The 26,071-nt window shown below is 43.2% G+C and carries 1 protein-coding gene (only partly in view); it reads right to left on the reverse strand.

The window, feature by feature from the left end; translation table 11 throughout:
* On the reverse strand, positions 1 to 26,071 hold the 3' portion of the coding sequence (locus tag ALPR1_RS20870) for a T9SS C-terminal target domain-containing protein (RefSeq protein ID WP_008203451.1). The gene runs 2,279 nt beyond the window's last position; only the last 26,071 of its 28,350 coding nucleotides appear in the window; its start codon lies off the right edge, out of view — the gene reads right to left on this strand; the stop codon is at positions 1 to 3.

Below are 26,071 nucleotides of genomic sequence, written 5' to 3' on the forward strand. Positions count from 1 at the left end.
TTAATTTTTAATTACCTGGATCCAGCCTTTGAACTCATGGGTTTCACCTGAACTATCGACCGCAGTCAATACGTAGAAGTAGGTTCCTGCAGTCTGATCAGGAGCATCCCAGTTATTCTGATAATCTTCTGTTTCAAATACATGGTCTCCGAATCTGTTGAAGATTGTGATTTCGTTGCTCACAAACTTACCTAGACCCTGGATCTCGAAAGTGTCATTGTCTCCGTCATTATTAGGAGTAATCACATTCGGAATATGGAACGGTAAGATGGTATTCACATCGTCGTCCTGATTATCGACTTCATCCGTATCGGTTTCACTCGAGGTAACCTCAGCCACATTAGTAATTAACCCTGGATCTCCAGCCTTCACTCTAATGTTGATAATCAATTCGGCATCAGCTTCAAAGAATGGAATAGTCCAAGTTATTGCACTTCCAGATATATTCTCAGTCACTTCTGCATCACTATTATTGCTTGAAATCTCAGATGATAAATAAGTGACATTGATTGGTAAATTATCCGTCAAAACAACGTCTGTCGCATCAGTTCCACCAATATTCTTTAATGTCACTTCATACTCAAATTCATCTCCTTCAAAAATTTCAACTTCAAAAGAGGTTTTCTCAACAGCAAGGTTTACATCATCCGGCACTTCAAAACATCTGACACCATAATCAAAGTTAAATTGGGTTGGATTTTCTCTAGAAACAGTCCCCGTCTGAACCATTGGTGTTGTTACCTCACAAACCAAAGCATTCACACCCTCAGTTTGACTAGTTCTACCAGAAGGATCCGGCAAGACTTTCACCAAACCTGAGCTTCCCAAAGCCAAAGCTTTCGAATCAAACACTGGATCTGGGATCAAAGTCACCTCATAATCTCCATAAGGTAATGGCTGAGTTAATTCATGTTTCCAGTTTCCAAAGGATCCCACGGACTCCATGGCTTCATAGTCATTTGGTCCTTTGATGGAAATGTTCTGTCCTCCAGGGTTTCCAAATCCTGCTTTGTTGAGCTCCCCTGCATTTTCTGGTCCTTCATAACTTCCATCTCCATTAAGATCTAACCATTCCCAACGGTAAATATCTATTGGTTGGTCAAACGTGATGAAGTTTTGGGTTACTTCTCCATCATCGTTGGCATCGTACCACTCATTTTCTATGCCGTCGCCATTAATATCGTACCAAACGAAGCCTCTTAGGAATGGATTATCACCACCAATCACAGTACCTGACCCTGCCAAAGTATATCTGAAATCAACGGGGTTATAGTTACATACCTGAACTGTAATGGAGGCTTCATCCCCGTCAATTGACCGGAGACCTTCGTTGATCTCTAGATTTTCATCCAATACCTTGATCAGGTAATCTCCCTCATCTACTCCAATAAATTGATACCTACCCATGCTATTCGTTACACTAATAAGTGTGTCACCAGGTGTATTTTCCCCAGGAATTAAAATAACAGGAACATTCGGTAAGCCTGTCTGAGAACCAAGTCGATAAATCAATCCAGTCACTAGAGTCTCTCCGTTACACTCTATTCTGGTAGTAGCTTCATCCTCATCTGTGAGCGGATCAATATCTACCGGATTTGGAGCAGACACATAGGCTATGTTTACAATAGGATCGCCTGCATCAACGTCTGCTTCAGTGACTGTATAAGTGGTAATGAACTCAATAGTTTCTTGCGGGGAGATACTGGTGATATTCTCATCAAAGCCTGTCAAAGGATCTGTCACATGCACATCTAACAAGTCTACGTTTCCTGTATTGGTGACGGTCAAAGTATAGGTGATCACCTGGCCGCTTGCTATGACAACATCCTTATCTGCAATTTTTTCAATCTCAATACCGGGCTGTGCATCAGTAACCACAACAGCATCATCACTATCTTCCACATCATTACCCATTGGGTCCTGTGCAACAACACTAGCTGAATTGGTGATGCTTCCCTTCTCCATATCTGGAATAGTAACAGTGTAAGTAGTAGTATAAGTAACTGATTCGCCTGGAGTCATGACAGGATAAGTTTCCACCAATCCAGATAGAGGATCTGTAATCAAGGCATTGCTCAAGGTTGTATTTCCGGTATTGGCTATCGTAACGGTATAAGTGATCACATCACCCACCTGATCGTAAGTGGCTACATCTGCTGTTTTCGTCAATCCAATTCCAGAAGACTGAACCGCCGTCACCGTAGCTGTAGCAGTATCGCTTAAGTTGGAGTTGGTTGCATCAGTTGCAGTTACTGTCGCTACATTCACTACTTGGCCTGCATCGATGTCAGCCTGAGCAATGGTATAACTTTCTGTAACTGTCACTAGTTGGGCAGGTACCATCGAACCGATAGCCTGATTCAATCCTGTTAATGGATCGGTCAAGGTTACATTAGTCAATGTCTCATTTCCGGTATTGGTCACTGTCAAAGAATAAGTGATCACATCACCCACCTGATCGTATGTGGCAACATCCGCTATTTTGGTCAATTCGATGCCTGAAATTTGAACTGCTGTCACCGTAGCAGTAGCCGTGTCGCTCAAGCTTGCATTGGTTGCATCCGTTGCAGTAACCGTAGCTACGTTCACCACAGATCCATTATCAATATCAGATTGTGTAACCGTATAGCTTTCGTTCACTGTGATCACCTGAGCAGGTGTAATGCTGCCAATGTTCTGGTTTAGTCCCGTCAATGGATCAGTCAAAATCACATTGTCCAAAGTTTCGTTACCTGTATTCGTCACTGTCAAAGTATAAGTGATTACATCACCTTCCTGATCATAGGTAGATACATCAGCCTCTTTCATCAAGTCAATACCTGAAGTCTGAACAGCTGTGACAGTTGCCGTTGCTGTGTCAGAAACACTAGCATTTGTAGCATCAATTGCTGTGACAGTAGCAATATTCACCACCTCACCAGCATCGATATCAGTTTGCGTAATTGTGTAGGTTTCAGAAACAGACACTACCTGACTAGGTGTCAAGTTGCCAATGTTCTGGTTCAAACCAGTCAATGGATCAGTCAAAATCACATTGGTCAGGGTCTCATTACCAGAATTGGTCACGGACAAGGTATAAGTAATCACATCACCTTCCTGATCATAGGTTGCCACATCAGCCACTTTTGTCAAGTCAATACCTGAAGTCTGGATAGCTGTCACTGTCGCAGTGGCCGTGGCACTCAAGTCTGCATTGGTCGCATCCGTTGCAGTTACTGTCGCCACATTCACCACTTCTCCAACATCTATATCAGATTGAGTGATGGTATAGCTTTCGTTCACTGTGATCACCTCACCAGGTGTCATGGTACCGATATCCTGGTTCAAGCCGGTCAATGGATCAGTCAAGATCACATTGTCCAAGGTTTCGTTTCCGGTATTCGTCACTGTCAAGGTATAGGTAATCGCATCACCCACTTGATCATAAGTCGTCACGTCAGCCACTTTCGTCAAGTCAATACCTGAAGTCTGGATGGCTGTCACTGTCGCAGTGGCCGTGGCACTCAAGTCTGCATTGGTCGCATCCGTTGCAGTTACTGTCGCCACATTCACCACTTCTCCAACATCTATATCAGATTGAGTGATGGTATAGCTTTCAGTTACCGTAATCACCTGAGCAGGTGTCATGGTACCGATATCCTGGTTCAAGCCGGTCAATGGATCAGTCAAGATCACATTGTCCAAAGTCTCGTTACCCGTATTGGTCACGGTCAAGGTATACGTGATCACATCACTCACCTGATCATAGGTTGCCACATCAGACACTTTTGTTAGTTCAATTCCAGAGGCCTGAATAGCTGTAACCGTGGCCGTTGCTGTATCACTAAGAATTGAGCTATTTGGATCAGTGGCTGTGACAGTTGCTATATTCACAACTTGACCAGTATCGATATCTGATTGGATTACAGAATAGGATTCTTTCACAGAGACTACTTGACTTGGTGCCAAGGTGCCAATGTTTTGGGTCAAACCAGTTAATGGATCTTCAAGAACTAAATTGCTAAGTGTTACATTACCGGTGTTAGTAATTACCAATGTATAAGTGATGACATCACCCGCTTGATCATAAGTCGTCACGTCAGCCGTTTTGGTCAACTCGATTCCAGAAGTCTGGATGGCTGTCACTGTAGCGGTAGCCGTGGCAATTTTGTCCACACCTCTGCTATCTGTTGCTGTTGCAGTAGCGATGTTGATCACCTGACCTGCATCCACATCCGCCTGGCTCACCGAATAGGTCTCAGTCACACTGGCCGATTGCAGAGGAGCCAAGGTCCCTGCATCATAGGTCAATCCGGTCAGAGGATCAGTAATCACCACATTGTTTAAAAGTAGGTTGCCTATATTCCTTACCTCCAGATTGTAACTGATCACATCACCCACCTGATCGTAAGTTGCTACGTCCGCTGTTTTGTTCAACTGCAACTGGGATATTCCAATGGCTCTCACCACTTCACTGTCTGTCGTGGTCAAGGTCGTGTTGAACGGATCTTCGGCTGTTAATGTCGCAGTGTTGTTCACACTGCCTGCATCCACATCAGACTGTATAATCGTGTAGCTGGTAGGTATAACGGTCATTACACCCGGATTCAGTGTTCCAATGTTCTGGCTGAGATTAGTCAATGGATCTGTCACAGTCACATTGTCCAAGGTCAGGTTACCCGTATTGCTTACCTCCAAGGTATAATCAATCACCTGTCCGGCTAGAAGGTACAGTTTCGGACTTGCCGTCTTGATTAATTGGATACCTGCAGCCCGAACTGCCGGTACGGTTTTGCCATCCTTGGACGACACTATTCTTCCTCTGGAACCTTCTGCTCTCACGTTGGCCGTATTGTAGACCTGACCTGCATCTATATCGGTCTGTGTGACGGTATAGCTTGTAGGGATGACGGTGACTGCACCCGGTGCCAAGTCATTGAGCATAATTTGATCCAGGCCGGTCAACGGATCGTTCAGCGTCACATTGGTCAGGGTCACATTACCTACATTGGTTACCGTCAAGGTGTAGTCAATCACATCTCCAGGCTGACTGTAGTCCGCCGTCGTGCTTTGCTTGTCCAGCTTGATACCCGGCTGTCTTTTGGCGATCGATACCGCATTGTCCTTGTCACTTACCGGTCTTGCCTGCGGCGTGTCTTCGATACCTGAGGCTGAAGCCACATTCGTGATCAGACCGGCATTTAGATCAGCCTGCGTCACCGCATAGGTAGTTGTATAAACCGCACTGGCACCTGGCAACATCGTACCGATGCTTTGGGTCAGCCCGGTCAGGTCATCGGTCATTACCACATTGGTGACTGTCACGTTTCCTATGTTGGTTACCGTAATCTGGTAATCGATCTGCTCATTGACCGCACTGTATACTTTTTTCAGCGATACCTTATCTACTTCGATCGCACCGAAGTCCTCCGCAGCGATCAGGGCACGGTCAGTTGCGGTAGCCGTACTGTTGTCCGGTGCTCTACCGTTTACCGTCGCCGTGTTGATCAGGAACTGGTTGTTGATATCTGTCTGGGTCAACGTGTAAGTTGCCGTGAAAGTCTGACTGTCCCCAGGAGCCATTGTTCCTACTAACTGATTGTATGGGATCAATGGATCATTGAGGACCACATTGTAGAGAGTCACATTGCCTGCGTTGGTTACCTCAAACGTATAGGTCACCACTTCTCCCGCATTCACAAAAATCCTTGGGCTGGCGGTCTTCACCAGATCCAGAACAGGTGCTGTGTTGGCCAACACCAGTTCGTCGTCTACTGCATCCACCATCACATTCGCAGGGGAAACACCTGTTGCGGTTGCCGTATTGAATATGCCTCCTACATCGATGTCTGCTTGATCGGTTGTATAGGTCGTCGTATAAGTTACTGTTGCACCCGGTGCCAGGCTAATCGCAGGTGTAGAGCTGAAGCCTGTCAATGGATCGCTCACCGTCACATCGTCCAGTGTCACGTTGCCTCTGTTCTCCACTTTTAGGGTGTAGGTAATCACATCCCCGGCCTGATCCACGGTCAGTCTGTCTGCCGTTTTCTCCAGGCTGATTGCAGGACTCTGACCTGCGGTTATACGTTCTGAAGCCGTCACTGTCAATACCGTATTGCCCGGATCGGTACCCACCGCTGTTGCGGTATTGTCTATTGAACCTCTGTCAATGTCCGCCTGGGTAATCGTCACGGTTCCTGTAACAGATTCTTTCTGTCCCGGTACCAGCGTGAAGCTCGGTGAGGTATAGCCTGCCAAAGGATCGTTTACCACCACATTGGTCAGGGTCACGTTACCGGTGTTCTCTATCTCCAACGTATAGTCGATCAGCTCTCCAACCTGGCTGTAGGTATGCGGGTTCGCAACCTTCTTCAGATCCAGTGCTGCTGTCTGAACGGCTGTTACCGTCGCAGTGGCAGTTGCCGTCTGGGTTCCGTTGTTGGAATCCTGGCCTGTTGCTGTCGCGGTATTCACAAAGCTGCCGTTGTCTATGTCTGTCTGGGTGATCGTATAGCTGCCTGTAACAGTCGCTGTCTGACCTGGCTGCAGCGTGCCGACCTGCGGATTCGACAGCGTCGTACCCGGATCGCTCAGTGTTACCGCGTCTAAGGTCAGGTTGCCCGTATTGCTCACCACCAGCTCGTAGCTGATCACTTCGCCAGGCTGGCTGTAATCCCCAGGGTTGGCTGTTTTGGTCAAGCCGATGCCCGGATTCTGTACCGCTGTCACCGTGGCAGTCGCTGTCGCTGTCTGGGTAGCTCCGTTCGGATCCTCACCCGTCACTGTTGCCGTATTCACATAACCTCCTGCGTTGACATCTGCCTGGCTCACCGTGTAAACTGCAACGACTGTGGCAGTCTGGCCTGGCGACAAAGTGCCCACGGCTGGATTCGAAACTGTCGTTCCTGCATCACTTACCGTTACATTTTCCAAAGTAACATTACCCGTATTGGTCACTACCAAGCTATAGCTGATCTGATCACCGGATGTAGAATATGTCGTCGGAGATGCCGTCTTACTTAGGCTTATTCCTGGAGTCTGGATCGAAGTGACTGATGCAGATGCGTAGTCATTGACTTTTTGATTTTTCGGATCTACACCACTAGCAGTCGCAGTATTATGGATAATTCCGGTATCAACATCGTTTTGCGTAGCAGTATAAACTGTGGTTAATGTATATGTTTCTGCTGGATTCAGACTTCCTATTCCTTGCCCCAAATTGGTCAATGGGTCGGTGACATTTACTTTTTCCAAAGTCACATTACCTGCATTAGTCACCACCAAAGTATAAGTAATGAGCTCTCCTGCATTAGAGAAAGTGGCTTTATCTGGAGTTTTGGTCAATTCAATATCTGGACGACGGACAGAAATCAACCTAATATCATCAGAGTCACTCACAATAATCGACTTAGGATCTGTACCAATCGCCGTTGCAGTATTGACAAAACTACCTGCATTAACATCCGCTTGAGAGATGGTATAACTTGTAGCTAAGTTTGTCACTGAACCAGGTGCCAGAACCCCAATGTTGTTGTTAAGGCCGGTCAATGGATCTGTCACGGTCACATCCGTCAAAGTCACATTTCCTGTATTGGTAATAGTCAGCGTAAAGTTTGCTGTCTGATTAGCCTGAGTATAAACAGATATATCGGAAGTTTTGGTGATTTGAATGTCTGCTGATTGGACCACAGGAACAGTCACAGAATCATCATCCTGAACCGTCTGATTAGTTGGATCCAAACCTGTAACTGTTGCAACATTGACAATTGATCCGGCATCCAAATCCGCCTGGCTAACTAAGTAGGATTGATTATTGGTAACTACCTGACCAGGAAGCATCGTGCCAATATCTACTGTTAGCCCTGTAAGCGGATCCGTCAAGACCACATTTTTCAAAGTGACATTTCCTGTATTGGTGGCTTCCAAATCATAATTGATCGCATCTCCAACTGCATCCACTTGATTGACATCAGCAGTTTTTACCAAAGTAATTTCAGGTTGCTGAATTGCTTGTATCGTTACTGAAGCTTGGCCGTTGACCGAATTTCCTTGAGGAGAGAATCCTATAACGGTTGCCACGTTGGTCAGTGAACCAGCGTTTACATCTGCCTGAGTGACTGTATGAGTAGCAGAATACACCCAAGTTTCTCCTGGAGCCATTCCAGCTTTTACTTCCAAGGCCGGAATCTGCTTGTCTGCTAAGGTTACTCCTACTAAAGAGGTATTTCCAGTATTTGTCACCGTCAGTGTATACTCTATTAAGTCACCTGCATTTTGATAAGTAGTTACATTAGCAGTTTTTGTAATGCCCAGAGCAGGTGAATTAGAAGCTGTGATTCTTTCTGTATCTATTGCTCTAAATCCTTTTCCTTTTGGCCCTGTACCAAATGCAGTAGCTTCATTGAATATATAGCCTCTGTTGAGATCAGCGAGAGTTACTGAATAGGTTGCGGTTGCAGTAACTGATTGGCCTGGGGCTAAGGATGCAAAATTTTGATTCAGGGAAAGTTGAGCATCTGTTAGGTTAACCGGTGCCAGAGTCAAATTACCTGTGTTTTCGATTACGAAAGTGTAGGTTATTACTTCGCCTGGAACAGCATAGACTTGTGGATTTGCAGTTTTTGTTAGAGTAATACTTCCATTTTGAATCACATCGACTGTGGCATCATCAGTATCCATTCTTAACACCCCATAGCTGGTACTACCTTCTACAGTGGCAATATTTTGGATGCTTCCTGCATCGATGTCCGCTTGAGTAGTTGTGTAGGTAGTTGTGTAAACTACGTTTGCACCTGGAGCTAAACTGATTTCAAATTCGCTCAATCCTGTCAAAGGATCATCCGTTGTTACATTATTAAGAGTGAGATTTCCTGTGTTGGTCACAGTCAAAGTGTATGTAATGACCTCACCTGGAGAAGTTACAGTGCTTAGATCTGCGTCTTTTTGGATAGAAATGGATCCGTCTCGTTGGACTTTTACAGTTGCTGCATCTATGTTTGAAACAGTATTATTGTTAGGGTCCAAAGCGGAAACTCTAGCCACATTGACTATAGATCCTCGATCAATATCTGCTTGAGTGGTCTGATAAGTTGCAGTGAAAATTTCTGTCTGCCCAGGATCTAGGTCAAAAGTAGCAGGGCTGAATCCTGGCAATTTTGTATCAACCAATTGGGCTCCTGTCAGTGTGACATTGCCTGTATTAGTTACGGTAAAGGTATAAGTAAGATCCACTCCTGGAGCTACAATAGAATTTGGATTTACCTCTTTCACCAAATTAATTTGAGGATTCTGTGCAGCTGTCACTAGGGCATTGTCCGTATCACTTTGAGTCTTGCCATCACTATCCAAAGCAGTAACGGTGGCAGTATTGGTGATAGATCCGGCATCCAGATCCGCCTGAGTCACGGTATAATTTGCCGTAAAGACCACTGTCTCTGTAGGATTCATAGTGGTGATAGACTGAGAATAAGAAATTCTCGGATCATCCAATTGGACATTGTCCAAAGTGAGTGTGCCGATATTAGTAAGGTCCAACTCATATTGTATCACATCACCCACTTGGTCATAGGTATTCGTAAGAGCTGTTTTCGTCAGTTCTATTCCACCTTTACCATTGGAAATGGCAATTGCATCATCTTGTCCTATGGTTTTATTTCCATTTGGCTTAATGCCAGTAGATTGAACCGTATTTCTAAACAAGTCATTGTCTACATCTTGCTGAGTGACCGTGTATGTAGTGGAATAAGTCAATATACCACCTGGTGCCAAGGTTGGCTCAGATTCTGAAAGTCCTGTTTGTGGGTCTTCTGTACGAACAAGGTTGAGGGTAACATTCCCTTTATTTTCTACAGTGATCTGATAGGTCAATACATCTCCGGCAATGCTGTAAACTACTGGGCTGACTGATTTTTGAACATCCAATTGACTGTACTGAACTGCTAAAGCAGTCCATGAATCCGATGCTGTGACATTTGGACCAGTAGGAGGTGTACCTTTGACATTGGCGACATTGACAAAGCTACCTTGATCAATATCTGCCTGAGTAATAGAATGGACTCCAGTGTACGTAAATGATTCACCTGGGAGTAATGTACCCAGTTCATTGATTCCCAACTTATTGTCTACTGTGTTGACATTCGTCAAAGTGACATTTCCAGTATTGGATACTATTAATGTGTAATTGATATCCTCGCCAACAGCAGTGTAATAAGATAGGTCTGCAGTTTTGGTCAGTTCGATGAGAGCATTTTGATCCGCATAAACAGTGACTTCATCGTTATCAGAAATCGTTTGACCGTTAGGAATTTCACCAGTGACTGTTACTGGATTGACAATTTCTCCGCTGTCAAAGTCCGCTTGGGTAACTGTGTAGGTTGCAGAATAAGTCTGTACATCACCCGGAATCATGGTACCAATTACCTGCGTAAATGGAATTCGGGAATCTACCAACTCGACATTTGTCAAAGTCTGATTTCCGGTGTTTTCCACCACAAAAGTATAGGTGATCAATTCACCAGCTGCACTCACCTGAGAGACATCTGCTGTTTTCTGAATTGAAATATCAGGATCCTGTACACCAACTGATTCTTCTTGGTCTGTATCAGTAACAGTGACGTTATTCGGATCAACGCCAGTTGCTGTGGCAATATTAGGCACAGATCCGTTATCCAAATCAGTCTGAGTGACTGAATAGGTCGCGGTGGTTGAATAAATCTCTCCTGGAAGCATGCTGCCGATTGGATCATTTAATCCTGTCAAAGGATCCAACAGATTGACCTGATCCAATGTGACATTTCCTGTATTCTCTACTACCAAAGTGTAATTGAGCACTTCATTAAGAGAATCATAGGAAACAGGATCAACAGCTTTGGACACTTGAATTTCAGCATCCTGAACGGCCGTCACGGTCACTGAATTTGTGGTAGCCGAAATTGGGTCTGAATTGACATCAATTCCATCCACGGAAGCAATGTTGATGATTCTACCTGCGTCTATATCCGCTTGAGTTACTTGGTAAGAAGCAGAAACATTAAGTGTCTGGCCAGGTGACAAGGATGCGATCGGACTGCCGCCATTTACTGTAGCTTTAGCATCCGAAACAGCCAAATCCGTAAGGGTTAAATTTCCGGTATTTGTTACGGCAATATTGTACTGGATCACCTCGCCCACTTGACTGTAGTTCTGGACAGAAGAAGTTTTCACTGCTTCTAAATCAGATGATTGGACAGCAGTTACAGTTACTGAATTGGAGATGGACGAGATTATTCTGTCCTGTGGATCTTTCGCCTGAACAGTTGCCACATTTACGATAGTGCCTGCATCCAAATCAGCTTGAGTAACAGTATGTGTTGCAGTCACTGTTTGAACTGAATTTGGTTGCATGGAGAAAGGTCCTCCCGCTACAACTGTGTTATTGTCAAATACTCTGGTATTGTTCACAGTCACATTACCAGTATTTGTAATTACAAACTCATAATTGATTACCTCACCTACCGAAGAATAAGTGGCTTGTCCAGCACTTTTTACAATCTCTAGGTCTGGATTTTGTATAGCCGGAACAGTTACCTGATTGGAATTTCTATTAACGTCTTTACTATTTGGATCCTTGGCTTTGGCGGAACCTGTATTTTGGTATTTACCTGCATTGAGATCGGCTTGTACCACACGATGTTCGGCTGTAATGGAAGCCGATTGTCCCGGTGCCAAAACAGGAATAGGATTCCCACCTGTAATCTGGGCTTTTGGATCTGTCAACGTGACTTTAGTGAGGGTCACATTTCCGGTATTCTCTACCACAAAGGTGTAATCAATCACATCTCCTGGAGCATCATAATCTGCTGTGGAGCTGGATTTGGTAACAGTATAGTCAGGATTTTGGACAGCCGGTACTCTTACCTGATTTGTTTGTTTTGTAATAACCGTTCCATCTGGCTCAGATCCTGAAACTGTGGCTGTATTCACATATTGACCAGCATCAATATCAGCCTGCACCACTGTGTGCTCTGCATCTACTACCACTGTCTGTCCCGGAGCGATTGAGGAAATCGGCATTGGAGTGATAATATCCGCTTTTGGATCCTCCACTACTACATTAAACAAAGTCAAATTCCCAGTATTTTCAACCGAAATGTGATAGTCAATCACATCCCCCGGATTAAAGTAACCAGCTGTGGTGGTAGATTTACCGACCACTAACTTTGGATCCGGAGTACCAATCAGCAATTTGGAATCAGTGGCACTTAGGATATTTCCGTTAAAATCTCTTCCAATTGCCGAAACCACGTTGGTGATGCTACCCAAATCAACATCTGCCTGTGTGACTATGTAATCCACATCGAACTGGGTTAATTCGCCAGGTCCGAACACCGGAATGGTCGTATTAAGACCCACTTTATTATCCACCACCTGAAGATCAAAAATGTTGATGTTTCCAGGGTTTTGAACGTAGATAGTGTAGTTAATCACTTCACCAGCAACATAATACCCACTTTGCAATACATCTTTGAAAAGGTTCAACCCTGAGGTTTGAGCACCATTGATGATCTCAGTGGCTGTATCGGAAATGGTGGTTTGATCTGGTTTGGTTCCGGTGACTGTAGCTATATTTTCAATAGTACCACGGTCAATATCTGTTTGAGTAATCGTGTAGTTTTCCTGATAGGACTTTGTATCTCCAGGATTCATAAGAGCGATCACATCCGAAAGCCCTGTATTTGGATCCTCCACTAACACATTGGTAAGAGTCACATTCCCTGTGTTTTCTACCTCAATTGTATAATTCAGCACATCACCTACTTTGCTAAATCCGTTTTGCGCTACGTTTTTGGTAATATCAATAGTCGCTGTTTGTACAGCAGGCACGATCTCGTTGTCTACAGCAGATGGTAAATTTCCTCCTGATGGATTACCTGTTGCCGTTGCCGTATTTTCATATTGTCCAGCATCAATATCCGCCTGTTTGGTAGTATAATTTGCCGAGTAAGTCCAGACTTCCGTAACATCTAATTTCTGGTTGTTATTCAAATCTCCAGATCGATAAGTTGGTCCTGTGGTAGCTCCTGGGTCCAAAACAGAAACCGAACTGATAGTCACATTTCCAGTGTTTCTAACAATAATATTATAGGATAATCCCTGACCTGGTTGGTTGAAAGAATTTGGCAGTGTGGTACTTATTTTTTCCAACTCCCAATCTGGGGTCTGAAGAGCTGAGACAGTTTCGGAGTCTGTTACATTCGGTATGGAGCCACTAGCTAAAGTTCCTGAAGCCGTCGCAGTATTAGTGAAGCTACCATTGTCCAGGTCAGCCTGAGTCACTGTATGATCCGCTGTGTAGGTCCAAGTCTCAGTAACACCAAGTTTGTTGTCATTATCTGTATCTCCACTTAGGTAGCTTGGTGCAGCGTCTGCTTTTGGATCGGTCACAGTAACATTGCTGACAGAGACGTTTCCGGTATTTGTTACCGAAATCTGATAAGATAGGACATCACCCACTGCCTGATAAGAGGCAGGATTGTTAGATACCGTTTTGGTTATATTCCAATCAGGTTGAATATCAGATGGAACATTCACATCCGTGTTGTCAGAAACCGGACCTGCTGAAGAAGTAGTACCGGAAGCATTGGCATCATTGGTAAATCCGCCATTATCCACATCATCTTGCGTGACGGAGTAGCTGGTGGTAAAAGTCCATATCTCTCCAAGAGAAAGTATAGTATCTCCACCCGTGTCACCTGAGGCGTACGCAGGTGCATTTGCTTTCGGGTCAGTAACCTGAAGGTTTTCAACAGAAATATTTCCAATATTCTCAACAGTGATTGTGTAATTGATCACATCACCTTCTGAATCAAAAGAGTTTACATCAGCAACTTTGGTAATAGAAATGGCAGGATTCTGATCAACATTTGTTTTTGTTGATGAATTGCGGTTATAAGTATTATTTAATGCATCCGAACCTGTCAAAGAAGCTGCATTCGTGATACTACCATTATCCAAGTCAGTTTGGGTGACTGTATAAGTAGTTGTGTATGATTCAATTTGATTAGGATCCAATCTTGCTATTGTCTCATCCAATGAGACCAGTGGATCTGTGATATTTACATTGAACATGGAAATATTACCTGTATTCGCCACTCGCAGAATATAGGTGATCACATCTCCAACTCCATCAACTGTTTTCGGAGTGGACGTCTTGACAAAAACCAAGTTAGGGTTTTGTGCTGCATCGATAACGGCATTGTCCTGTGAGAATACCCGCTGCCCTTTTGGACTTGTTGCTTCTGCATTCGCAGTATTGGTAATAGAACCAGCATTAATATCATCCTGCGTGACAGTATAAGATACCACTCTGGTAATAGTAGCTCCTGGTGCGATATCAGGAATAACCACCGGTGCAGAAGTGACTAATGGGTCATTAACCCTGACATTACTTAGGGTAACATTACCCGTATTAACCAAGGTAAATTCATATTCAACAATCTCACCAGCAGTATCATATCCGGTGGCTAAGGCACGCTTCTCGAGTTTAATTTTCGGAGTTTGACTTCCAAGAATAACTACCACGTCTTCATCAGAAACTGAAACCCCTTGGCCAGGTGCATCAGCTGTAACACTTGCGAAATTCTGGATTTCTCCGAGATCCACATCTTGTTGGGTAACCACGTAGCTAGGGTTATAACTGATGGATTTTTTAGGAGGAAGAGTACCTATGGATTCAGAGAGCCCTAATTTGGCATCCACTAAAATTACATTCTGAAGTGCAGTATTTCCATTGTTAGTAATTACTATGTCATAAGTAATAACCTCTCCCGCAAATGAATAACCAAAGGCAGACGTACTTTTCTTAATTTCAATTCTAGGATTAGGATTTCCGTCAATCCAGTTAGTATCCTGATCTTCGACAATATTTCCATTTGGATCTTGACCAGTTACGGTAGCTGTATTGATAACATTTCCACTATCAATATCTGTCTGGATAACCGTATAATAAGCAGTGACAGTAGATGACTCCCCTGGATCAAGATCACCCACATCGATTGTAGATGGAGTAGTCATTGGGTCATTTACTTCTATATCATAAACCGTTACGTTTCCTGTATTGGTCACCACAAATTGGTATTCAATCACATCTCCCACTGTATTGATATCATTGATGTTAGATTTATCAATGGTCAATTTTGGATTTTGCGCACCGTTTAGAGTATCATCATCTGCAGCTTCGACATCTCCTCCATTAGGATCTTTTCCATTTACAGTAGCTGAATTGGTGATGCTGCCATTATTGACATCATCTTGCGTAATGGTGTATTGAATCGTATAGGAAACAGTTTGCCCTGGTGACAAATCACCTACGTCAATGTCATCTCCTGTGAGCGGATCTATGACTTCTACATCAGACAGATTAACATTCCCAATATTTTCAACCACCAAGACATAATCCAAAATATCTCCGGCTTGATCATATCCCGTGTTGAGGACAGTCTTATTGATATTCACAGCAGGAGTAAATGAACCATCAATGGTAACATCGTCAGAACCTACCACCGGATCATTATTTGGATCTAGAGCATCAATAGAAGCCAAGTTGGTAATAGATCCATTATCCACATCAGCCTGAGTCACTGTGTAGCTGGTATTAACAGTGTATGCCTGACTTGGAGCTAGCGTAGGTCTAGTTACATCTAAGCCAGTCATTGGATCCGTGACATTGAGGTCATCTAAGGTGACATTGCCATTATTTACAATGACAATTGTAAAATCAATCACATCATCGGCATTAGTATAGCCAGATGCATTCGTGGTTTTGAGTATCTGAAGATCCGGGTTCTGGATGGCATTGGCATCCACCTGAGTGTCGTCCTCTACTGTGTTGTTGTCTGGGTCAGTACCTGAAGCTGTTAGGGTATTGCTTAGGGAACCATTATCTATATCAGCTTGCGTAATTGTATAAGTCCCTGTCAGTGTCCTCGACTGACCTGGTGCAAGTGTTGGAATGGTTTGGGTAAAGTTGATTTCTGGATCGGAAACCTGAACACCGGAAATAGTTACATTTCCAGAATTGGTTACTTCCAACTTATAAGTAATAATCTGACCTGGAGTATCGTAGGTGGTTGGGTTTACAGTTTTATTGACTGTAATGTCAGGGTTTTTGTCGGCAGTTATTGTTTCATCAGCAGTCGTAGGGTTCAGCGAACCTTGAGATGGTGTACCAGTCGCAGTTGCACTATTTGTAAAACTACCTGAATCAATATCCGCCTGAGTAATTTGATATGTTGCTGTAAAAGTCCATGTCTCGGATGGTTCCAATTTATTGTTTGAATTGGTATCACCGCTTTGCAATGTAGGACTGGAAGTCACATTTGGATCATCTAGGACTATGTTAGAAATAGTCACATTGCCGGTATTCTCCAATACAAAAGTGTAGGTAATCGTCTGACTCGCTGAATTGTAAGTAGGTTGAGAAGCAGATTTATCAAGCGTCCAACTTGGGTTGCTGGTCGCAGGAACAGTCTCACTGTCTGTTTTTTCAGGAAGAGTTCCGATAACAGAAGTTCCATATATAGTTGCAGTATTGGTAAAATCTCCAGCATCTACATCTGCCTGAGTGACGGTGTAAGTTGCTGTATAAGTCCAGCTTTCGCCTACATCCAAGATACCAGTATTTGCTACATCCCCAGATGAAAAAGTAGGCCCAGTACTTGCCTGAGGGTCATTAACATTGATTCCTGTGATGGAGATATTTCCAGTATTGCTGACTACAATATCATAAGTGAGGATATCACCTGCATTGGTATATTCACTAGGACTGTTTGTATTAATTTTCTCTACTGACCAATCCGGGTTTTGATTACCTGATGTGGTAACTGAAGAAGTTTCTGGTGACAAAGATCCTGCGGCAGGTGTACCATTTGCCGTGGCGGTATTCGTAAATGTACCTGCATCCACATCTGCTTGGGTTACAGTATGGGTAGCGGTGTATGTCCAAATTTCTCCAACATCGAGTACTCCTACATTAGTCAGATCTCCTGAGACATAAGTTGGGCCAGTATCGGCATTTGGATCAGTTACCACAGGATTATTGATGGTGATGTTTCCATCATTCTCTACAATAATTGTGTAGGTGATCACTTCTCCAGCAGCAGTGAACTGAGTCGTGCTGGTGGATTTATCTATGGCTATTCGAGGTGTCTGAGAAGCATTAATCACTAGGTCATCACCTTTTTCCAAAGGATCTCCATTCGGATCTGTTCCGGTGACACTTGCCACATTGTTAATAGACCCCGAATCAATATCTGCTTGAGTGATCGTGTAGCTAACAGTATAAGTCTGGGTTTCTCCAGGTGTGATACTTGCTACTGGGAAGGTATCACCTGTATTCACATCTTCTACCTCAAATCCATTCAAGGTGACATTTCCGGAGTTATTGATATTGATGTAGTATTCTATCACCTCTCCTGCCTGACTATAGCCAGTGACATTAGAAGTCTTGATGATGTTAATGTTTGGATTCAATACCGCATCAATCGTGAAGCTACCTGTACCAGGAATCAGAGTGCCTTGAGAAGGAGTACCGTCTGCAGTTGCAACGTTCACGATCTGGCCAGCATCCAAGTCTGCCTGAGTCACTTGGTGAGTAAGTGTATAAATCCAGTTTTCTCCAGGAGACATGATATCGTCATTACCTATATCTCCAGAAACATAAGTTGGCCCAGTGGTAGCTATTGGATCATCCACAGTAACATTAGAAATTGACACATTTCCAGTATTCTCAACTTCAACCGAGTAGGTAATGGAACTTCCAAGCTGGCTATAATTAAGATTTGAAGAAGTTTTAGTGACGGTCAATTCTGGATTCACATCAGCCGGAACAACAACTGTATTGCTGGTTGCATCAGCTAATGTGCCTCCTGCTGGAGTACCCGTGGCTGTTGCTGTATTCGCATATTCACCTGCATCGATGTCCGCTTGGTCCACTGTATAAGAGGCAGTATAGATCCACGTTTCCCCAACATCCAAAGTGCCCGTTGGTGCAGAGTCTCCCGTGATTGTTCCACCGACTGTTGTATTTGGATCTGTCAGTGTAACTCCAGAAATGGACACATTTCCTGTATTTTCCAGATAAAGCTCGTAATTAATCACATCTCCAGGACTAGCATAGTCTGGGGTAGAATTTGATTTGGTCAGGGTCCAGGATGGTGACTGAACGGCAGGAACAACTACTTGATTGCTGCTCGCATCAGCTAATGCACCTCCGGCAGGCGTACCACTTGCAGTGGCAATATTCGTTACACTTCCAGCATCGATATCTGCCTGGCTCACCCCGTAAACTGCCCCATAAGTCCAGCTTTCTCCTACATCCAAAACACCAGGATTCGAATTGTCACCAGTGATTGTCGGAAATATTTGAACCTTGGGATCTGTAAGACTCACATTGGAGATCGAAACATTCCCTGTATTCTGAAGTACAAATTCATAGTTGATGAAATCGCTGGTGGAAGAATAGCTGGTTTCAGTTGCTGATTTGGTCAAAGTCCAAGAAGGAGTCTGAATAGCGTTAATCACCACCGGATTAGATACAGCATCATCCAATGTACCTCCTGCTGGAGTTCCATCAGCTGTGGCAATATTCGTTATACTTCCAGCGTCAATATCAGCTTGGCTCACCACATAATCTGCATTATAGGTCCAGCTTTCTCCCACATCCAACACACCTGGGTTGGACGTGTCTCCAATTATTGTAGACTGAATCTGGGCAATTGGATCGGATAGGTTGACATTGGAGATGGATACATTCCCAGTATTCTCCAAGACAAATTCATAATTGATGATATCTCCTGCCAAGGAATAATTAGTAGGTGTGGCAGATTTTGTCAAAGTCCAAGAAGGAGTGGTAGGACCAATGATAAATGTAAAGACAGCTCCTTGGTTTAATGGAACTCCTCCAAAAGCTGCTACTCCGCCGGCAAAGCTAGAAGAAGCAATTACCTGTGGGTTACCAGTTTGGAAATCTCCATCTCCATCTGAATCAATCAGTATAAATATGTCTTCTTTTCTAGTTGCTGAATAGGTCAACCCGTTAAGGTCAAAATACAGATTGATGTTGGTAGGGTTGCCTGTTAGTTGAGCTTTCCACTCTCTACCCACTCGGAAATATTGGCTGTAATTAGTAGGCAAATCTGAAACTTGGGGATCAAGGGAATTATTGTCATGGCCTACTACCAAAAAGGTGTTATTAGGAAGACTTCCACCGATATGTTGTAGTCTTATATTCCCTTTACCGCTTTGTCCTATTCCATTTCCACTTCCCGTATTAATGCTATTTGAACTGCTTTGATTCAGGCCACTTCCATCATCCTTGCCTATACCAAAAACATCGTTCCAATAAGTCGGTTGATTCCAAATCACTGTGCCATCCGATGTCAAATAATTAGTGATGGATGGATCTAGCGTAATCCCGTATTTGATCGCGAGATAACTCTGAATTTTTGTTCGTTCTTCTGAAGTCAGGAATTGATTAAAAACAATCACTTCAGCAAGATCCATATTTGCTTTTTGGAAGTCATTCCCGCCAAATGTTAGTGGATTTGAAGAGGAAACATCTTTATAAGTCCCAGTAACATTGGAAAAGGATGTACCATTTTCGCTGTATTCTAAAGTATTGGAAACTGAAGAGGTTTGGGCATTCAAATCAATCAATACAACCTCGTTGGCATCTGTAGTATTGCCACTTGCTTCTAATCCATGCTGGGTGACCCCACCTGCTAAATTTGTACCGATTTTCCAATCTGAACTTAGGGAATTAGAATTGTCTGAATAAAAATATACAGGCGCATCATCTAAACCAGAAGCTCCTTTACGATATACCACAAATTGAGAACCGATGTTTTCTCCATTGCTAAAGCTTAATGGATCACCTATAGCTCCTGTGACCAGCTGATCATCCGATCCATCAAATCCTAAGGTAGGATTGAAATTTATCATTCGAGAATCAGCATCTTGATATTGCGGCTGACTGCTGGCTACTGATTGGATTGCATTCGAATTCGGAGAGCTTCCCTGATTTTCCCAAGTCAGGGTACCCCCAGTTAAAACCCCTTCATTGGCCTTATACCATAATTTTGGATTGGATACCCCTCCAGGTCCGCCCGTTTGGTAAATAGAGAAAATATAATCTTCAATTTCTCCATCAGAAGCAGTTGATATACTTCTTTCATCCACATCTGTAGTTGAAGGATTATCTACGAGAAGTCCACTCGTAATCCTTAATCGCATAAACTTATCTCCAAAGCTGGTATTGGCAGGAATTGAAAAGTTTAGCGTGAGTGTATCCAAAGAATTGGTTGGACTTACCGAAATATCTGCGAATTCATTTGCTTCGAATGATCCATTCTCATTAAAATCGATCCAAGCATTAATTATTGCATCGCTACCTGTGTTATTAAAAGCCGATACGTCAACGTCCATACTGGTTTGAGTACTATACTCAAATTCAGTAGTAACTAACCCATCTTCATCATCTACCTCATCTTTATCATCATTGAGTGCGTCAAGACTACTTGGAGATACAGGATCAAAGTCTCCTTCCAATGCTCCCAAATGCAACCTTGGGTCTAAAGTAACCACTGCTGATTCTATAATATCGCCACCAGCCGGAGGATTCGTTAAGTAATAAACCGTCTCTGTTGCCGGAGGAGGAGATCCTCCACCTGTTACTTGTGGGATAAGGACATGGATTGGGTCACCGTAAGTATCAGGTGCATCTCCCGCCTCTAGACTAGTCAAAAGTCCAAATGCGACAGCAGTTTGTCCACCGCCTTTGAATTCTACCTCAATCTCTAATGGGTCTACATTTGTAGCTTGAGCTTTCTGTGTAAATAATAAGGCAACATTAAACCCAGCTTCAATTTTGGCAGATTTTGGATTTCCTCCATTTGTCAGGGTAATTGAGCGAAAAGAATTTTGCCCAAAGACTCCCTTCTCTAACAGCTGCCAATCTGAACTATTGGTTGTTCCCTGTGAGTATTCTTCACCACCATCGTCCTCTGCATTGCCAAAAACAAAACCAAGATTAGCAGGAGCTCCGTTTAATACCGCATATGCCCTTAGTCGAAAACTGACTGTGGCTCCATCATTATTGATTATCCCGTTATAAAGTTGGTTAGCTGCATCTACCCCTCCGATATTATACAGTTGATCCATTTTATCCCCAACCCAAGTACCAGGTCTATACCTTCTCAATGCATCATTGGGATCTGTGGACACCACCTGATCTATTGTTACAAAAACCTCAATTCCATTGGTTTCAAATGAGGTATTGACAATGTCTCCTGGGATAATTCTACCTTTTTCAATAGTGATCCAATTGATCAGGTTTCTATATTGACCAGCACCACCAGTCGCCTGTATTGCTTTCAATACTAAACCTGAATTTGCCTTATTGGTCACTAATGCTATAACAGCACCATCAGGTAAGTTGACGCTGCTGAAACCCAAGATTCCATTCGAATAAGCATCAGGAGTGATTTGATTTACACTACCAGTTCCAAAATTCCCGTCTCCATCAGTATCTACCAACAATGTAAATTGGCCAAGACTGGATCCTGAGATAGTTATTCCATTCAAATCAATTGACAAATCAATCGTGCCAACATCTCCGGTATGTCTAATTTTCCATTCTCTACTCAAGCGCTTTGCCCCTGAATAAAGTGAAGGCAAATCTGAAGTCTGTTCACTTAATGGGGCATTGTCATGACCCATTAATAGGTAGTCTCCATTATCCAATGAACTTGGATTAGATAAGACAATATTTCCTTTACCGGTTTGTCCGGAGCCGTCCCCACCTCCTGCGTTGATACTATTGGAATTTGTTTGATTCAGTCCACTTGCATCATCCCTACCTATTCCAAAAACGTCATTCCAATAGGAGGTATTATTCCAGATTACAGTACCTGATGAATTTACATAGCTGGTAACCGAAGGGTCTAATGTGATGCCGTATTTCACAGCCAAATAAGACTGCACTTTGTTTTTATCAGCAGGTGTAAGTGAATTTGGGAAAAGAATCACTTCAGCAAGTTCTCCCTGGAAATGCTTCCAACCTTCGTTTGGAGTAGCTCCATTATTGTTGGTACCACCAATTCTTGGAGTAAAGCTAAATTGGGTATAATCACTGCCTGTACCTGGGATAACAGATTGTGCAAGACCATTATATCTTCCCGCAGCAAATGGACTGGATGTCAAACTTACATCCCAGTTTACCAAACCGAATCCCTGCGCCAGCATTGGGTTCACAAAATGAGAATAGGTATTTAGAACCCCATTTCCTACCCATGTATCATTTGCTGCTTCCCCTCCAAAAATAGCAACACCATAATTGCTTGATGGAGATATCCCTCCTATTACTGCTCCTCCAGATGTACCATTTTGTTTTTTGTATACTGCAAATCCATCCACATAAGTAATGGAGGTATTCCCATCCAACCTATTTGATGGTTGGGCAGAATTAACGTCAGTGTTGGAAAAAGAAACTGAAGGGTTAAAGTTTAAGGCATTTGATACATATCCGATAGTTCCTGCCTTTGTAAAAGTGTTTGTTCCAGTTTGGTCAGTCCAGTTGTTAAGGCTTGTTCCGGAAATGTTTACTCCTAAATCGGCCTTTAGCCAAAGATTTGCCCCTGAAATTCCACCAGGTAAAATGACATAAGGCACTGTGGCCGATGCCTGCTCCTCTGGAAGGGCTCCTGCTGGAGAGGTCCCATTTATTGTTGCAGTATTGGTATAGGACACCGAGGAAATATCCGACTGGGTGACTGTATGAGTGGCTGTATAGGTCCAAGTCTCTCCCACATCCAAAATATCCAATGGTGCTAAATCTCCTGTTTTCGAAACAGCGATTGTGGCATCAGGATCTGAAACCGTGACGCCTGAAATGGATACATTTCCTGTATTGCTTAAGATGAGGTTAAAGGCTATTACATCCCCCACAAGTGTATATCCAGAGGAAACTGCAGTTTTTTCAAATGTCCAACTTGGGGTCTGGACTGCATTTACTGTCTCTGAATCTCTTTGCTCCACCATTGGACCGGCAACGGAGTTTCCATTTGCCCTCGCGGTATTGGTGATGAACCCTCTGTCCAAATCGGCTTGGGTGGTCCTGTACACAAAGGTATAGGTCCAAACTTCTCCTGGATTCAAAATACCATCTTGTGTAGCACCAGTTTGAACTAAATTTGGAGCAAAATTGAGCGTCTCATCGAATACATCAATAGATGTAATATTCACATTGCCGGTATTGGTTACTAAAAACTGATAAACAATCGTCTGTCCCGCCAAATCGAAAAAAGTAACCCGAGCTATTTTTTCAAACGTCCAATCCGGAGTTTGGACCGCCGGAACAGTCACGGAATTGCTAATGGCCGGAGTCAGCGTGCCCCCTGCTGGAGTTCCAGTGGCGGTAGCCGTATTGGTGAAGCTGCCCGCCTCGATATCCGCTTGGCTAACTCCATAAACTCCTTCGTAGGTCCAGCTTTCTCCCACATCCAAAACACCTGGATTGGAAGTATCCCCTGTGATAGTGGGAAATACGTTAACATTAGAATCATCCAGAGTTATTGAGGAAATCGACACATTGCCGGTATTCACTAAAACAAATTCATAATCAATAAAATCTCCAACAGCAGAGTAACTTGACTGGGTGGCTGCTTTTGTCAAAGTCCAACTTGGGTTAGGAGCTGCATTGATGGTTTCAGTTCCAATAACGCCAATGCCAGAACCTCCCACAGGAGTGCCGGTTGTCGTGACTGTATTTGTGATTTTTCCGGCATCCAAGTCAGCTTGCTGAACAGTGTACGAAGTAGAATAACTTTCTACATCTCCCGGTGCTAATTGAGAAAGGTTTTGATTTAATCCTGTAAGCGGGTCAATAGTTTGAAGATTTTGGAATGTTACATTTCCAGTGTTTTCAACTTCAATCACATAATTCACCACCTCGTTTACGCTCGAATAATCTTGTTGCTGAGCAGTTTTTCTCACTAATAAACCTGGAGCTTTCACTGCTGCCACAAAAAGTCTGTCTTTACTTGCCAAATTTCCTCCACTTGGAGTTTCCGCTGTAACACTGGCTAAGTTTTCTACTCCCCCTGCATCAATATCCTGCTGTGTAATTGTGTAATTTGTTGGGATAACAGTAACAGCACCCGGGTTGAGCGTTCCCAATGATACCTGAAGACTTGTATTTCCATCAAACACCTCAACGTTATTTAGTGTAAGATTACCGCTATTGATTATCTCCAATTCATAAGGAATCACTTCATCTACCTGTTGGAAAGAATTCACTGATGAAGTCTTATTTATTTTCAGAGAAGGAGAATTAACGGCGTATGAAATTGCGATATCTTTATCTGAAACCGCTCGAGATCCTGGAGCAATTTCCACACCGGTTACTGAAGCTGTATTTTCAATTTTGCCATTATTTAAATCAGCCTGTGTTACGGTATAAGTAGTTGTTAATAAGGTAGATTGACCTGGATTAAGAGTCCCCAAACTCTGATTTAATCCCGTTAGATCATCGGTTAGATTAACATTTTCTATCGTAATATTTCCGATATTTAGAACCTCGATTTCATACTCAATTACCTCATCAACAGATGAATATTTTTTAGTCAGAGCAGTCTTCAATACTTCCAATGCCCCAAGATCTTCCGCAACAATGTAGGCTCTATCAATCGCTTCTATATTTGAGTTATTTGGATCAATACCTGAAACAGTTGCAGTATTAATTAAAACCTGATTATTGATATCCTGTTGGCTAAGCGTGTAAGAGGCTGTAAGTGTAGCTGTTTGCCCTGGGGATAAATCTCCTATTATTTGCCCTGTAAAGCTGATGAGAGGATCATTTAATTCTACATCCGTCAAAGAAACATTACCTACATTTTCAATAATAAATGTATAATTAGCGACCTCTCCTGCATTGACAAAAACACTAGGAGTAACTGATTTTTGTAAATCCAAGGAAGCATTTTGACCGGCCAATATTTGAATGTCATCTGAATCACTAATGGATACATTTCCTGGTGCGTTAGCGGTAACGGTTGCCGTATTTGTCAACTCCCCATTATCTAAATCCCCTTGAGTTACCGTATAGGTTGTTTGAATTGTTTGGCTTTGTGAAGGTGATAGGCTTCCGATATTTTGACTTAAACCAGTTAATGGATCAGAAATAATGACATTAGAAAGGGTCACATTCCCTGTATTCCTCACTTCCAATGAATAATTGACAGGTTCTCCTAAGGTTGAGTAATTAGGAGTTGAACTGGATTTGTTTAGCGTTATTGAAGAATTTTGTGAAGCGGGAACTACCACCTGATTACTTATCGCATCTGACAAAGTTCCCCCAACTGGAGTTCCGGTGGCAGTGGCAATATTCGTTACACTTCCTGCATCAATGTCTGTTTGGGAAACTCCATAGATTGCTTGGTAAGTCCAGCTTTCTCCCACATCCAAAACTCCTGGATTGGAAGTATCTCCTGTTATCGATGGAGACAAATTGACTTTCGAATCTGCCAGATTCACTGAGGAGATCGATACGTTTCCCGTATTCGCCAATACAAGCTCATAGTTGATAAAATCAGTCAGGGAAGAATAACTAGTCTGGCTTGCTGATTTGGTCAGGGTCCAAGATGGGGTCTGGATTGCATTTACTGTCTCTGAATCTCTTTGCTCCACCATTGGACCGGCAACGGAGTTTCCATTTGCCCTCGCGGTATTGGTGATGAACCCTCTGTCCAAATCGGCTTGGGTGGTCCTGTAGACAAAGGAATAGGTCCAAACTTCTCCTGGATTCAATATACCATCTTGTGAAGCAACATTTTGAACTAAATTTGGAGCAAAATTTAGCGTCTCATCGAATACATCAATAGATGTAATATTCACATTGCCGGTATTGGTTACTAAAAACTGATAAACAATCGTCTGTCCCGCCAGATCGAAAAAAGTAACCCGAGCTACTTTATCAAACGTCCAATCCGGAGTTTGGACCGCCGGAACAGTCACGGAATTGCTAATGGCCGGAGTCAGCGTGCCCCCTGCAGGAGTTCCA

The organism is Algoriphagus machipongonensis (assembly GCF_000166275.1).
Lineage (GTDB): Bacteria > Bacteroidota > Bacteroidia > Cytophagales > Cyclobacteriaceae > Algoriphagus > Algoriphagus machipongonensis.